The organism is Streptomyces achromogenes, from assembly GCF_030816715.1.
GTDB lineage: Bacteria > Actinomycetota > Actinomycetes > Streptomycetales > Streptomycetaceae > Streptomyces > Streptomyces achromogenes_A.
Map to the genome: position 1 here is coordinate 4695827 of NZ_JAUSYH010000001.1, position 12620 is coordinate 4708446.

The window sequence follows — 12620 nt, forward strand, 5'->3', positions numbered from 1 at the left end:
CCACACGGTAACGGTCGCCGGGCGGACGGCCAGGTGTGGACCGCCGTACGGGTGCGCACGCTGGGCGGGCCGGAAGTTGCACGTCTCCTCCAGCGTCTCCGGGGGTGACCCGGCTGCTGCACCGGATGGGCCACAGCGGGCGGATGTCCGCCCGGCCCGCCGCCGAACGCGACGAGGAGGCGATCACCGCATGGCGGGAGGCGACCTGCTCGAAGGTCACCCCTTACCGGCGCCTTCCACCGATGCACGTGGCCGAAATGCGGCGCGCGGTGGTCCCACGCCCCAACGCGCTTCGGCATGAACATAGTTGGCGCCCTATACCGTTGCCTCGTCACCTGTCGTTCGGGGAGGTCACCTGTGTCGGACAAGTCAGAAGAGACCATGCTCATCCACATTCCGCCGGACGGGGTCGCCCCAGGGAAGGGCTACAGCCATGTGGTTGTGGGCGAAGGTCGACTGGTCGTCATCTCAGGGCAGGTCGCACTGGACGAACACGGAAATGTGGTCGGGAACGGCGACGCGGCCGCCCAGGCCGGTCAGGTCTTCGAGAACCTGCGGCGCTGCCTGGCGGCAGGCGGCGCCACGTTCGCCGAGGTCGCCAAGTTCACGTTCTACGTCACCGACGTCGCCATCCTGCCGGAGGTACGGGCCGTCCGCGACGCGCACATCGACACCGCGCGTCCGCCTGCCAGTACCGCGGTACAGGTGGCCGCCCTGTACCGGCCGGAGCTCATGCTGGAGGTGGAGGCCCTCGCCATAATTCCTTGGTGAAGGTCAACCCGGAGTGGACGAGATGAAAACCGATCGGTTTCCGGAGGTCTCCGGCGAGCCGTGATGGTGTGCGCCTGCCGTCCCCGTCAGGGCGAGCACACCGGGGGGCCACTCCGCGTAGTGGCCCGTCTTGGGTGACCTGCCGTCATGCCAGCTACGGCGGTCTTCTCCGGCATCGTCTCCGCCGGGACACGGTGCAGGCCCTGGCGGTCGTGAAAGGGGTGACTGCCGCTCATGGCGTACGGGTCTCTCGGTCGGTGGACGCGGAACGCCTCGCCGGGGGGTGCCAGCCACCGGTGACTTCCTTGACGGGCTTGTGGGGGAAGCGGCGCCGGGCGTACTCCTGTGCGTGGGAGCCCGGCAGGACGTACAGGGTTTCCTTCTTGTCCTGGAGCGGTCGCAGGACGGTGTCCATGAAGTCCTTGCGGTCGTCCAGGTACGGGCCCAGGACGTCCTCGCCGGCGGGGCAGACGGCGAGGCAGTAGCCGGACTTGTAGCCGGGCGGAGAGCTCAGGCTCTGCCACATGGAGGCGCTCTCGGAATCGCTGACCCGGGAGCGGTAGTCGGCCGCGTCCTCGCTGTCGGCCACCGTCTGCGCCCAGTCGGTGAACCCGCTCATGAACTCTCGGTAGTTGTGCGTGGTGCAGGCCAGCGCGTCGAAGTCCCCGTCCTTGCTGATGGCGCCGACCGGACAGGCGGCGACGCACAACTTGCAGTCGATGCAGGGGTTGTAGTCCAGCGCCTGCCCGTACTCGCTCACCTCCGCGTCCACCAGGACGGTGACCAGCAGCACGAAGCTGCCGAACGTCAGGCAATCAGGGCAGTGCCTCGCTCGCCGTAGCTGCTCGTCACGCGATGCGTCAGCGCATGTCCGCCGCATCGAGCAGTACGGCCACGGTGGGAGCGATGAGACCGGCCGGCGCGTCGGCTCTGATTCCCGCACGGGCGCTGGCGCCGTCGAAGACCAGGATCAGCTGACGGGCCAGCAGGTCCGGGTCCCTCGCCCCGCCCTGTTCGGCTGCAGTGCGGAAGAAGCCTGTCAGGTTCTCCTTGACCCGATCGGCCACCCGGCTCGCGGGGTGGCTCGGGTCATTGAGCTCGATCTGTGCGACGAGGTACCGGCAGCCCCGGAAGCCGGGTGCACCCGCCTGCGCCTCCGCCTGTTCGAAGACATGCAGGATTCGCGCGCGGGCTGGACGGTTGTCGTCCGTCGCGGGAAGGAGTGCCGCCACATAGGCGGAGGCGCGTTCCTCCAGGCTCGCCGCCAGCAGTTCGTCTTTGCTCTCGAACAGCTTGTACATGGAGCGCTTGGACACCCCCGCCGCCTTGCACAGCGTGTCGACGCCGATGTTGACGCCGTCTCGGTAGGTGAGCGTGGCCGCTGCCTCCAGCAGTCGCTCTCGGGAACTCGGCATTGCTTCGGTGGTCATATCGCGAGGTTAACTCGATTCCGGCCCATGGGAAACTGATCGGTTTACGAGGGAACCGTCTCGGAGAGGCCCCTGTCCTGCGCTGATGTGCGCCTGGAGGGCGCCGATCAGCGCAGGACATTTCTCACCCCGTGGATTCAGACTCAGTGGGCGATCACGGGCTCGCCCTCCGACGGCGCCAGAGCCGTATTCGGCATCAGGAACGCCGTGAGCACCGCGCCGACCACGAAGATGCCGGCGCCCCAGGCCAGCGTGGCCGTGTAGCTCTCGACCCCGGCCCGGGCCATGGTCAGTGCGCCCGGCTTGTGCGAGGAGAGGTAGTCGGTCGCGGCCGATGAGGCGACGGTGGTCAGCAGCGCCGTGCTGATCGAGCCGCCCACCTGCTGGCTGGTGTTGATCAGTGCCGAGGCGACGCCCGCGTCCTCGTGGTGCACTCCTGCGGTCGCACCCTGGAACGAGGTGGTCATCACCGCACCGATACCGAGGCCCAGCAGGATCATGCCCGGCATGATGTCGGCGACGTAGGCGCTGTCCAGCGTGAGCCGGGTCAGCAGGGCCATGCCCGACCCGGAGACCAGGAAGCCGGCGCTGACCACGACCTTCGGACCGACCTTGGGCAGCAGCAGCGAAGGCACCGTGGTCGACGAGGCGACGATGCCCCCGACCATCGGCAGGAAGGACAGACCGGCCTCGATCGGCGAGTAGCCGATGCTGGCCTCCAGGTAGTAGGTCAGGAACAGGAAGATCGAGAACATCCCCATGCCCAGGACGAACACGGCCAGGAACGAACCGCCGCGGGTCCGGTCCAGCACGACGCGCAGCGGCAGCAGCGGATGCGCGACCCTGAGCTCCAGCCAGGCGAACACCGCGAGCAGCAGCACGCCGCTGATCATGGAGCCGAGGGCGACCGGGTCGGTCCAGCTGGTGGATTCGACGTGCGCGAACCCGTAGACGATGCCGAACAGTGCGGCGCTCACCACGACGGTGCCAGGAATGTCGATCTTGGGCCGCTCGGTGAGCGCCGGCTTGGCCAGCAGCATCAGCGCGCCGACCAGTGCGACGCCCGCGAAGATGACGTTCACGTACATCACCCAGCGCCACGACGCCCATTCGGTGAGCATGCCGCCGAGCAGGAGTCCGACCGCCGCACCCGCACCGGACAACGCACTGAAGACGCCGAAGGCTTTCGGCCTTTCGGCCGGGTCGGTGAAGGTCACACTGAGCAGCGAGAGCGCCGCGGGCGCGAGCAGTGCGGCGAACAACCCCTGGGCCACACGTGCCGCCACAAGTATTTCGAAGCTGCCGGCCGCGCCGCCGACGACGGATGCGGCCGCGAAACCGATCAGGCCGGTCACGAAGGTCGTACGTCGACCGAACAGGTCACCGAGTCGGCCCCCGAGCAGCAGCAGGCTGCCGAACGCCAAGGCGTACCCCGTGATGACCCACTGCCGGCTGCCGTCACTGAAACCGAGGTCATGCTGCGCTTGGGGCAGCGCGATGTTCACGACGGTCGCATCGAGCGTGACCATGAGCTGTGCCACGCCCAGCACGACGAGTACCCACCAGCGCACGGCATGGGAGCCGCGGCGGCCCGAGTCTGTTTTCCCGGAAGCGGGCGCTCCGCGGTCGAAGGTGGTACTCACATTTCTCCTCAGTCGCTGGGCACGGGCCGACCGTCGGCCGGAAACCGATCTGTTTCCACCTAGGAAAACAGATCGGTTTCCTCGGTGCAAGTGTTGAAGACGGCCTCGGCGACAAGAGCGCGCTGCGCGGAGCTTGGGCTCGCCCCCACTGCCTCCCATCAGCTAGCCGAGTGGTGCGCCCGGCCATAGGGGTGTGGATGTGGTGCGCGCCCGCTAACCGGTCTCGACATCAAAGAACCCCCGGGTCATCGACCTGGGGGTTTCGCATGGAGCGGGTGACGAGAATCGAACTCGCGCTCTCAGCTTGGAAAGCGACGGGCACATGCGTAGAGGTAGGGCCTCTGACCTGGGGAAATTCGTTCTCCCCCGAACCACCCGCTCGCGCCCCGCTCCCAATGGTTCCGCGGCCACGACCGCCGCATCCGCCTCGCCCGATCGCGCGTCCGCCCCCTCGGCGTCGCCCTCCTCCGGATCCGCCCTACCCGCCCGTCCGGCGGATCCCGAGCTGTCGGGGCCGCCCGACGCTCCCGCGCCCAGCGACTCCGCCTCCCTCGCGGGGCGGCCGGCGGGGGAGGGCCGGGAGCGGCCCGGCCGACCGGCCGCCCCCTCCGGCTCGCCGTCCTCCACGAGCCCGCTCGTACCAGAACGGCAACAGAGGAGGAGCCCGCCGATGAGTCGGACGAGGGGGTCGAGGTGGTACCCGAGACGGACGCCCCGGCCGCCGAGAGCTCGGCCGCGGGGCTGCCGACGGCCGCTCACCGGACCGGCACCGAGGCCCCCCTCGACCTCTCCGACCGGCGGATTCCCATGCTCACACTGGGCGTGGGGCGGCTCTGGCGGGCCTCGGCATCGGCTTCCTCGTGGTGCGGACGCGCCGCCGCTGAGCGGCTCGCGACGGACCGGGTCCCCCTTGAGTCGGACCCCCGGCGTCCGCCTCAGGACGCTTGTCCCCGCGGACTTACTCGGTATACATACTCAGTATGTCCATCCGTCACGGGCTTCTCGCCCTCCTGGAACGCGGTCCGCGCTACGGCTCACAGCTCCGTACGGAGTTCGAGTCCCGCACCGGCTCGACCTGGCCGCTCAACGTGGGTCAGGTCTACACGACGCTCAGCCGGCTCGAACGCGACGGCATGGTCGTGCAGGACGGCGAGGACGAAGCCGGCCACCCGCTCTACGCGATCACCGACAGCGGTCGCGTCGAACTGCGCAGCTGGTTCGAGAACCCTGTCGACCGCACCAGCCCGGCCCGTGACGAGCTGGCCATCAAGCTGGCCATGGCCGTCGGGGCGCCCGGGGTCGACATCCGTGACGTCATCCAGTCCCAGCGCCGGCACACCGTGAAAGCCATGCAGGACTACACCCGGCTGAAGGCGCAGGCCCTCCCCGCCGTGGAGAAGAACGGGGCCCGGGAGCGGGACGACATCGCCTGGCTCCTCGTCCTGGAGCAGCTGATCTTCCAGACCGAGGCCGAGGCGCGCTGGCTCGACCACTGCGAGTCCCGGCTGATCCGTCTCTCGTCGACTGCCCCGGCGGCGGGGCCGGAGCCGGCCTCGCCGGGGGCGGTAGCGGGAGCGGCGGGGATGGGGGCGCGGGCGGGGGCCGGGGCAGAGGAGGCCACGCCACCGCCCGTGACGTCCGCCCTTCACGACCGGCCCTGAGCACCCGAACGACCGGACCCACAGGGCCGACCGAGTCCACCGGGTCCACCCGACCCACCGGGCCGACCGGGTCCACCCGACCCACCGGGTCCACCCGACCCACCCGACCCACATGAAGACTCCGAACCACCCGACCAGACCCATACCGTACGCACGGCGCTGCCAACGACCGTCCGTCGCACCGACGTCCGCCGTTCGCCGGCGTACGCCCGAGGGGGAACCATGTCCACACAACAGCAGCAGCCCGTGCTGAGTCTGCGGAACCTGACCCGCGTCCACGGCTCCGGCGCCACCGAGGTGCACGCCCTGCGCGGCATCGACCTCGACGTCCACCCCGGTGAACTCGTCGCCGTCATGGGCCCGTCGGGCTCCGGCAAGTCCACCCTGCTCACCATCGCCGGCGGCCTCGACAACCCCACCTCCGGGCAGGTCTTCGTCGAGGGCACCGACATCACCTCCCTCGGCATCAAGGGGCTCGCCGCCCTGCGCCGCCGCAGCATCGGCTACGTCTTTCAGGACTACAACCTCATCCCGGCCCTCACCGCCGCCGAGAACGTGGCCCTACCCCGCGAACTGGACGGCATATCGGCCCGCAAGGCCCGCACCGAGGCCCTCGCCGCCCTCGCCGAGATGGACCTCGGCCAACTCGCCGACCGGTTCCCCGACGAGATGTCCGGCGGCCAGCAGCAGCGCGTGGCCATCGCCCGCGCCCTCGTCGGCGACCGCCGGCTCGTCCTCGCCGACGAGCCCACCGGCGCCCTCGACTCCGAGACCGGCGAGTCCGTGCTGGCCCTGCTGCGCTCCCGCTGCGACGCCGGAGCCGCAGGCATCATGGTCACCCACGAGCCGCGGTTCGCCGCCTGGGCCGACCGGGTCGTCTTCCTGCGGGACGGCGCCGTCGTCGACCAGACCATACGCAGCGACGCCGACTCGCTCCTGAGCGGCCGGGCGGCCCAGCGGTGACGACCTGGTTCCACTCCTGGCGGGCCGCGGTCCGCATCGCTCGCCGTGACGCCTGGCGCTCCAAGGGCCGCAGCTTCCTCGTCCTCGCCATGATCGCGCTGCCGATCCTGGGCGTGAGCGCCCTGGACCTGACCCTGCGCAGCGCCGAACTCACTCCCGCGCAGCGGATGGAGCGCACCCTGGGTGCCGCCGACGCTCGCTTCTCCGACGCCCGAACGGCCGGCGTGGCCATCCTGCAGGACCCCGAGGGCGAAAAGCACACCCCGGCCGGGGACTACGACTCGCCGGGCAAGTCCTGGCCCGACGGCCCCACCGATGTCACCAAGACCATCCCGGCCGGTTCGACGGTGCTGACCGACAGCAGGGGCAGCGCCAAGCTGACCACCAGGCACGGTCTGCTCCAGACCGAGGTCCGTGAGCTGGCCGCCGTCGATCCCGTCGCCCGGGGCATCATGCGGCTGCAGGAGGGCCGCTTCCCCGAGACGAACGACGAGATCGCCGCGACCACCCGGTTCCTGGAGAGCAGCGGGCTGTCCGTCGGCTCCACCCTCACCGCCCGCGGCTTCGACCGCACCTATGTGATCAGCGGCTCGTACGAGTTGCCCAGCGACCTCACGGCACAGCAGGCCAACGCCCTGCCGGGGGCCTTCCTCGCGCCGTACGCCAAGGCGGTCGAGAAGGCCGGACTGCCGAAGCCCGACATCTCCACCACCTACCTGGTGAAGAAGGCCGGTGGTTTCACGTGGAACACGGTCCAGGCGATCAACGCGAAGGGTGTCCTGGTCACCTCGCGCGTCGTGGCCCTCGACCCTCCCACCGACTCCAAGGTGCCGCTCTACCAGAAGGAAGGCTGGGCCACCTACGAGAGCAGCGGGGGCGCCGACGCCGCCGCGCTCGCCGCCGTGGGCACGGTCGTCGGCCTGGCGATGCTGGAGATCTGCCTGCTCGCCGGTCCCGCCTTCGCCGTCGGTGCCCGTCGTTCCCGCCGCCAGCTGGGCCTGGTCGGCGCCAACGGCGGTGCCCGCAGCCACATCCGGGCCATCGTACTGAGCGGCGGCCTGGTCATCGGCGTCGCGGCGGCCCTGGTCGGCATTGTCCTTGCCCTGATCCTGACCTTCGCCCTCCGGCCGCTCCTCGAGGACTACATGGGGCAGCGGTTCGGCGGCTTCACCGTCAGGCCGCTGGAACTGCTCGCCATCGCCGCGCTCGCCGTCCTCACCGGCCTGCTCTCCGCGATCATCCCGGCCGTCACCGCCTCCCGGCAGACGGTCCTGGCCTCCCTCACCGGCCGTCGCGGCGTGCGCCGCAGCAACCGCGTGCTGCCGCTGATCGGCTTCGGCGCCGTCCTGCTCGGCGCGGCCATCGCCCTGTACGGCTCGGTCGTCTCCGACCAGTTCGTCCTGGTCGCGGGTGGCTCGGCCATCGCCGAGCTGGGTGTGGTCGCCATGACGCCCGCCCTGGTCGGCCTGTTCGGCCGGGCCAGCCGCTGGCTGCCGCTCTCGCCGCGCCTCGCCCTGCGGGACGCGGTCCGCAACCGGGGCCGTACGGCACCCGCTGTCGCCGCCGTCCTGGCCGCCGTCGCGGGCACCGTCGCCGTCTCGACGTACGCCGCGAGCCGCGACGCCCAGAGTCTGGCCGAGTACCGGGCCAGCCTGCCGTACGGGGCCGGCGCCGCGCTCGTCACCGAGGAGGGCGGCCGGGACGTCCCCGCGGTCCGCGACGCCGTGCAGCGGACGCTGCCCGTCGACGTCCGCGCCGACGTGTTCCGGATCGCCGTCGGCAAGCCCGGCTGCGCCCCGGACGGCGCGGGCGAGGGCTGTGGCCGCTTCGAGGTCGTCACCCCGCCGGCCAACGAGTGCCCGCTGTGGGTCAGCACCCCCGACGGCTCCGACCCGGCGGAGAAGTACACCAAGGAGCAGCGGCGCGCGCTCGCCAAGGACTGGCGCTGCCTCTCGCGCGACGGCAACGGCATCTACGTCGAGGGCGGTCTCCTCATCGCCGACGCCCCGCTCCTGAAGGTCCTCGGCATCGACGACCCGGGCGCGGCCAAGGCCCTCGCCGACGGAAAGCTCCTCAGCTTCCACAAGCCCCAGGTCGACAGGAACGGCGCCGTCCGCATCAAGCTGATCATCGACCCGAAGGCCGCCGACCGCGCCGTCGAGCAGAACAAGCCGGTCCCGGGCGAGCTGAAGTCCTTCCCCGCCTACCAAGTGCCCGGCTCGCCCGACTCCTACGGAGTGCAGAGCGTGCTCAGCCCCGCCGCCGCCAAGGCCGCTGGACTGACCACCGTCCCCCTCGGCGCCTTCTTCAGCACCGACCGGATGCCCAGCACCGAGCAGCGGCAGAAGCTCGACGCCGAGATCGCCAAGCTCGGAAGCAACGTCGAGCTGACCGTGGAGCAGGGCTGGGTCGACGAGAGCGGGCTCGTCCTGCTCGCGCTGACCGTCTTCGCCGGCCTGGTCACCATCGGTGCGGCCGGCATCGCCACCGGTCTCGCCCAGGCCGACGCGGAGGCCGATCTCAAGACGCTCGCCGCGGTCGGAGCCCCGCCCCGGGTGCGCCGCATGCTCAGCGGCTTCCAGTGTGGTGTGGTCGCCGCGATGGGTGTGGTCCTCGGCTCGGCGGCCGGTGTCCTGCCCGCGGTCGGGCTGCGGCTCACCGAGGAGCGCGAGCAGATGCGCTTCTACCAGGAGGCTCTCGACAACGGCTGGGGCGGCGCCGGTGACGCCCCGCCGCACGTGCCGATCATCGTCCCCTGGGAGACGCTCGCCACCCTCCTGGTGGCCGTGCCCCTCGGCGCCGCGCTGCTGGCCGCGCTGGTGACCCGCTCTCGCGGAGCGCTGGCCCGCCGCGCCGAGCACTGAGCCTCAGTTGCCCGACCGTGCCGTGCCCCTGGACGAGGGTGATCACCCTCGTCCAGGGGCAGGAGGTAGTCCCCGTCCGAAGGGATGCTGCTCGAAGCCGGCCAGCGCTTCCGACCCAGCTCTACCTCTGGGCGCGACGGCGCCGTTGCGCGGGGCTCCGGCGGAGGAAGCATCCACCCACTTCGCCAACGGGCGGAGCCGAGTGCGTGAGCACATCCGTCTGATTGCCCGGACGTCCCCCGAGGACTGGAACATCGCCGCCTTCTCCATCTGGAGCCTGGCCAAGCTCGCCGCTCACCTGGTCGAACGGCAGGTGGCGCCCAGTATCAGCAGGGAAACCCTGCGGCGCATTCTGCGGGAGGGCAAGGTCTCCTGGCAGGCCACGACTACCTGGAAGGCGTCCAACGACCCAGGCTTCATAGCCAAGATGCACCGGGTCCTGGCGCTGTACGACACACCGCCGGCCGACGGACGGGTGATCTGCGTCGACGAGTTCGGCCCGCTGAACCTGATGCCCCGTAAGGGCAGAGCGTGGCGTCCGGCCGGTAGGCCACGCAGGCTGCGGGCCACCTACAACCGGTACGGCGGTGTGATGCACATGCTCGCCGCGCTCGACCTGGCCACCGGGAAGGTCTACTACCGGATCCGCCGGCGCAAGCGGTGGCGCGAGTTCCTCGGCCTGCTCAAGACCCTGCGGGACCGCTGGCCCGGGGAGAAGCTGTATGTGGTGCTGGACAACTTCTCCCCGCACAAGCACGCCGAGGTCCGCACCTGGGCCGCCGACAACGGCGTCGAACTGGTCTTCCTGCCGACCTACGGTTCGTGGCTGAACTGGATCGAGTCGGAGTTCGCGGCACTGCGCTACTTCGCCCTCAACGGCACCGACCACCACACCCACGGCGAGCAGAACTCCGCCATCGCCGCCTACATCCGCTGGCGCAACACCCGCGCAGAACCAAAGACCGCCTTCGCCCCCGACTCAACCATCCGAGCCTGGACCCAGTACCCAACCCGCGCTGCCTGATCGGCTACCCGGGTGGTTTCACGGGCAGCGGCTTGCTCGTCTTTACCGGGCGAGGGGCGACTTGTCGCTCGCAGGCAGATGACGGGCCAACACGCGGCTGGTGCTGCCGTCGTCCTCTGTGATGTCCCGGACATGCTCGAAACCGATTCCGTCCAGCAGGGTCAGTGAGGCCTCGTTCGGTGCAGCTACGGTGGCGTAAACCCTGGTCAGCCCGAGGGTGTCGAAGCCATAAGCGACGATCGCCTCTGCCACCTCGGTCCCCAGGCCAAACCCCCATGCCGCCGGGGCCAGAGCGTAGATGATCTCGTGGCCTCCGACGACGTCGGTCGGCTTGATCTCGGCATGCCCGACTACGAGTCCGTCCCGACGGACGGCCCAAACATCGAACAGTTCCTGGGCGTAGACCTTCGTGAAGATCCGCCCGAACAGGGCCCGGTCTGCTGCTTCGGAAGCAGGGCCGTCTCCCATCCACTGCGACACCCTGATGTCCTGGAACAGAGCGACGAAGTCCTCTTCGTCCTCAGGGGTGTACGGCTCCAGCAGCAGCCGCTCAGTGCGCAGAGTTGGGGTCACAGAGGGCGACCTACCCACGCGGCATCCAGGTCGCAAACCACTTTCACCTGCGCGGAAATCGCCCTCCCCGTCGCCATGCCGCGCATCGCCCGGCGCCGCAGGCCGAGCCATCATGCGGAGCCATTACACGACCAACCATCCGAGCCGAGCCACTAGGTGCGTTCAAGAGAGGTTGCGGGGCTGACCTGTCGCGACGCCATCTCGGAACGTGGATCTCCGCCACCCTGTTCTCCGCTGTTCCCCGTGGCGCCCCGCTCGTTCTGGCACGGTTGTGGCACGGGGAACATCTGATCCGTAGCTCTGTAGGGATCGGTCATTCGAGGTCATACAGGCTGCGGGGAGGGTCGTAGGGCCCACTGGCGGGCGCTGGCGGTTGCTGGGGTTGCTGTACTTCGTTGCTGTACAGCAGCAGTTGACTTGGTGCGGTTCCCGCTCCACTCACTGTTCCTCATCCGCCCAAGACTCGCGATGGTGGCGGACTTTGCAGCAACCCCGATGAACCGACTACGGCAATTGCGCTTTCTCCGTGTAGTAGGAGTAGGCGAAACTGCCGCTCTCCGATCCCGTTACTTGAGCCTCATAGCTGATGAGGCCGGTTCTCGAGACTTCTATGCTCCGCTGGAAGATCGACCCGTCGCAGGTGGTGGTACGTGCCCCCGTGGGTACATTTCTACCGTTGACAGTGAAAGCAAAGACAACCTTTCCTTTACCGGTGCAAGTAAAGGCAAATGTCACACTCAGCACGTTCTCGGGCGTGGCGGGCAGTGTGTTTCCGAGGTGCGGCTGTAGACGACCGGACCCACTCCCAAGGGGCTCCATTCCCACGAAGGCGTGATCCAGCACAGCCTTTCCAGACGCGCCATCCGATATCGCACTGGGTGATGACATACCCGAAGGGGGTTTGGACGGCGACGGGTCGGCCGACCCGCCGGAATCACACGCACTGGTGAGCGCCACCGAGGCCATGACGCCCAGCATCACCGCTCTACACTGCCCATTTCGCTTCACGAATTCAGCCGCCCAATCGACATGTCGCCCTTGCGTGGGGCCTTCACGACAACCGTTTTTGTCTTGACGTTGCAGGGTGCCGCAATCCACGTCTTCACAGCCGTGAGCTTCCAGCCCACCTGCCCGAGGACGGCCCGGTACCCCTTGCTGGTCGTGTTCGTGTCGGTAACCGTCTGGGTGCCCGTCCAAGTCCACGAGTTGCCGACCTTGACGTCGACGCTCACCTTGGCCTTTGAGATGATAACGCTGGCTTCCGACTCGTACCCACCGGTGACGTCGAAGGTGAAGGTGTGAGATCCCGTTATCGCCCAGTTCACACTTTGACGAGGAAGGAGCCACGTCGACTGAGGCTCGTCCTTGTCAGGCAGGAAGTAAGGCGTGCCCTTCACCTTGTACGTCGGGGGGTCATTTATTTCAGGGCAAGCTGCACTGGCCCGAGGAGCCTTAACCTCCGGCTTGTCGCCCGTGAAGGAGAACTCGATCTCATCATCGGCGCCAATGACGGTTCCGTCATTTAGAACGACCATTGCACCCTCGGCCAGTACCGGTTCATCATCAGCCGTGGCGGCACCGGCATTGGCCGCTGCCAGCAACACGGCCGTCGCCGTCATGGCAGGTATGGCAATGCGCATTAGAACGCTTTTCATTTTGCCCCGTTTCGATGGAACTGGTCGAATGGCTCA

At 68.9% G+C, this 12620-nt stretch carries 9 protein-coding genes, 1 tRNA gene and 2 pseudogenes; 6 read left to right on the top strand and 6 right to left on the bottom strand.

From position 1 onward, the window contains the following. Positions 1 to 21 precede the first annotated feature (21 nt). Both QF032_RS40905 and QF032_RS21100 read left to right on the top strand, forming a co-directional pair. Positions 22 to 218, top strand: a pseudogene (locus QF032_RS40905) (helix-turn-helix domain-containing protein); the annotation flags it as partial. Between the two features lie 163 nt (positions 219 to 381). Next, positions 382 to 771, top strand: coding sequence for a RidA family protein (locus tag QF032_RS21100; RefSeq protein WP_307050219.1), 390 nt, complete (start codon positions 382 to 384; stop codon positions 769 to 771). Between the two features lie 232 nt (positions 772 to 1003). On the opposite strand, the pseudogene QF032_RS21105 reads toward QF032_RS21100, so the two are convergent. The 4 genes and pseudogenes from QF032_RS21105 to QF032_RS21120 all read right to left on the bottom strand — a co-directional run. Then, positions 1004 to 1576 (bottom strand): annotated as a pseudogene (locus QF032_RS21105) (4Fe-4S binding protein); the annotation flags it as partial. Positions 1577 to 1631: 55 nt separating this feature from the next. Further along, positions 1632 to 2201: a TetR/AcrR family transcriptional regulator gene (locus QF032_RS21110; RefSeq protein ID WP_307044758.1), complete on the bottom strand. Its 570-nt coding sequence runs from the start codon at positions 2199 to 2201 to the stop codon at positions 1632 to 1634. Between the two features lie 143 nt (positions 2202 to 2344). Further along, on the bottom strand, positions 2345 to 3844 hold the full coding sequence (locus tag QF032_RS21115; RefSeq protein ID WP_307044760.1) for an MFS transporter: 1500 nt from the start codon (positions 3842 to 3844) through the stop codon (positions 2345 to 2347). A gap of 267 nt (positions 3845 to 4111) precedes the next feature. Next, positions 4112 to 4223: transfer RNA gene (locus QF032_RS21120), tRNA-OTHER, on the bottom strand. A gap of 601 nt (positions 4224 to 4824) precedes the next feature. Here QF032_RS21120 and QF032_RS21125 point away from each other — a divergent pair. From QF032_RS21125 to QF032_RS21140, 4 genes are all read left to right on the top strand, one after another. After that, positions 4825 to 5505, top strand: a complete 681-nt coding sequence (locus QF032_RS21125) for a PadR family transcriptional regulator (RefSeq protein ID WP_307044762.1) — start codon at positions 4825 to 4827, stop codon at positions 5503 to 5505. Between the two features lie 222 nt (positions 5506 to 5727). Next, the gene (locus QF032_RS21130) at positions 5728 to 6468 is read left to right on the top strand and encodes an ABC transporter ATP-binding protein (RefSeq protein WP_307044764.1); all 741 of its coding nucleotides are present in this window, start codon (positions 5728 to 5730) and stop codon (positions 6466 to 6468) included. Then, complete coding sequence (locus QF032_RS21135; protein WP_307057058.1) at positions 6465 to 9332, top strand: FtsX-like permease family protein; 2868 nt, start codon at positions 6465 to 6467, stop codon at positions 9330 to 9332. The genes QF032_RS21130 and QF032_RS21135 overlap by 4 nt, the downstream gene beginning before the upstream one ends. A gap of 22 nt (positions 9333 to 9354) precedes the next feature. Then, positions 9355 to 10356: an IS630 family transposase gene (locus QF032_RS21140; RefSeq protein WP_444875780.1), complete on the top strand. Its 1002-nt coding sequence runs from the start codon at positions 9355 to 9357 to the stop codon at positions 10354 to 10356. Between the two features lie 42 nt (positions 10357 to 10398). On the opposite strand, the gene QF032_RS21145 is transcribed toward QF032_RS21140, so the two are convergent. After that, on the bottom strand, positions 10399 to 10929 hold the full coding sequence (locus QF032_RS21145) for a GNAT family N-acetyltransferase (RefSeq protein WP_307044770.1): 531 nt from the start codon (positions 10927 to 10929) through the stop codon (positions 10399 to 10401). A 1004-nt stretch (positions 10930 to 11933) separates the two neighbouring features. Next, complete coding sequence (locus tag QF032_RS21150; RefSeq protein WP_307044772.1) at positions 11934 to 12548, bottom strand: hypothetical protein; 615 nt, start codon at positions 12546 to 12548, stop codon at positions 11934 to 11936. Positions 12549 to 12620 lie beyond the last annotated feature (72 nt).

Excerpts from the sequence above, each read along its gene's own strand:
- QF032_RS21125 (WP_307044762.1), top strand. The coding sequence starts at position 4,825 with ATGTCCATCCGTCACGGGCTTCTCGCCCTCCTGGAACGCGGTCCGCGC.
- QF032_RS21100 (WP_307050219.1), top strand. The coding sequence starts at position 382 with ATGCTCATCCACATTCCGCCGGACGGGGTCGCCCCAGGGAAGGGCTAC.
- QF032_RS21130 (WP_307044764.1), top strand. The coding sequence starts at position 5,728 with ATGTCCACACAACAGCAGCAGCCCGTGCTGAGTCTGCGGAACCTGACC.
- QF032_RS21110 (WP_307044758.1), bottom strand. The coding sequence starts at position 2,201 with ATGACCACCGAAGCAATGCCGAGTTCCCGAGAGCGACTGCTGGAGGCA.
- QF032_RS21150 (WP_307044772.1), bottom strand. The coding sequence starts at position 12,548 with ATGACGGCGACGGCCGTGTTGCTGGCAGCGGCCAATGCCGGTGCCGCC.